The organism is Loktanella agnita, from assembly GCF_046640325.1.
In the GTDB taxonomy this organism is placed as follows: Bacteria; Pseudomonadota; Alphaproteobacteria; order Rhodobacterales; family Rhodobacteraceae; genus Yoonia; species Yoonia agnita.
In genome coordinates, this window is record NZ_JBJMBF010000043.1 from 1 (window position 1) to 1,791 (window position 1,791).

Annotated in this window: 1 protein-coding gene; it reads left to right on the plus strand. The window is 61.3% G+C overall.

Going from position 1 to position 1,791, the window contains the following annotated elements:
* Positions 1 to 1,755 (plus strand): autotransporter outer membrane beta-barrel domain-containing protein (locus tag ACJ5NV_RS20365; protein WP_411646706.1); only part of this gene is annotated, 1,755 nt, incomplete at its 5' end.
* Positions 1,756 to 1,791: the final 36 nt, after the last annotated feature.

The window sequence follows — 1,791 nt, forward strand, 5'->3', positions numbered from 1 at the left end:
GGTGCGGCGGCGGGTGACGCGGCTGTGGCCGCGGGGACGCTAGAGGCCTCGACTGTGGTGTTTGGCGCTGGCACCGGAAAGCTTGTGTTTAACCACACGGATACCGATTATCAGTTTGCGCCGGTCATTTCCGGCGCGGGTAGCGTCGCGGTGCATGCGGGCACAACAGAATTTGCCGGTAACCACGCCTATTCTGGTGGCACCACAATCACGGGCGGTCAGTTGACCGTCAATGGGGCGATCACCAGCGACACATCGGTCACCGGATCAGGTGTTCTGGGCGGCAGTGGTCAGCTTGGCACCGTCACGGTTGGGTCGGGTGGCACGCTTGCGCCGGGCAATTCCATCGGGACCATCGCTGCGGGCAACACCGTGTTTGATGCAGGCTCCTCCTACGCGGTTGAGATCAACGCCGATGGTGACAGTGATCTGCTGAATGTAACGGGCACGGTGACGATCGCCACCGATGTGACGTTGAACATCACCTTGGAAACGCTGGGCGAAGATGGCAGCACCTATGCGCCATCGACCGATTACACCATCATCACCGCCAGCGACGGTGTGACCGGCACCTTCGAGACCGTGACAGACAGTTTTGCCTTCCTTGATGCCGGGGTCAGCTATGATGCCAACAATGTACAACTGGCGCTGACCCGCAACGGTAAGACCCTAGAAGACATGGCAGCCACCGCAAACCAAACCGCCACGGCAAATGCTGTGGACAGCCTTGGCAGCGGCGCGACCCTTTATGATGCTGTTGTGCTGCTGGAAGATGACGAGGTTGCAGCGGCCTATGACAGCCTGTCCGGCGAAGCGCATGGATCGGCCCAAAGCCTTGTCTTCCAGAATGATGCGGTCATCACAGATAATATCCTGGACCATATGCGCGGCACAACCGGCGCGGGGCTGGCCCCGGCTGTCAGCCGCGGGACCTTCGCACCATCACGCGACACCTGGGGCACGGTCTTTGGATTCTGGGCCGAGACTGAAGGCACAGAAAATGTCGCTGCGATGGAACGCCGTGGCGGCGGCGCGCTTGCGGGTGTTGATCTGGTTGCAACGCCGGGCCTGCAACTTGGCGTGACACTGGGGGTCAGCGGGGCAGACTATGACATCACAGACCGCCAGTCATCCGGCACCGCCCGTGCCGCCAATCTGGGGGTTTACGGCAGCACCCAGCGCGGGCCGATGAACCTGCGGTTCGGGGCAACCTACGGCTATCATGAGATCGAAAGCGAACGCAGCGTCGCTGTCGGCGCGACGCGTGATGAGCTGAGCGCCAGCTACAACGCCCAATCGGCAGCCCTGTTCGCCGAGGCCAGCTATGGCATTGCGCAGTTTGAGCCGTTTATCAACACCAGCTACACCCTAGTTGAGACGGATGGGTTTACCGAAACGGGCGGTGGTGCATCTGCGCTGACGGTGGATGCGGCCTCACAAGACGTGGTGTTGGCGACGCTGGGTGTGCGGGCAGCGCATGACATCATGCTGGGATCAAACCACGCCAGCCTTGCCGGGTCTGTGGCCTGGCAACATGCGGCAGGCGATCTGGCAGCACAAATGGATGCAGCCTTTGACGGCAGTGCGACCTTCCGCATCGAAGGCGCACCAATTGCAACCGATACAGCCGTGATCACAACGGGGATCGATGTTGATCTGGGCGCGCGGACCAGCATCGGCTTCGGCTATACCGGGCAGCTTAGCGCAGACGCCCAAAGACACACGCTGCAGGCCAGCCTGACCAAGTCTTTCTAAACCCATTGGCTGGCATGTGTTCTCAAGCGCAGGCCA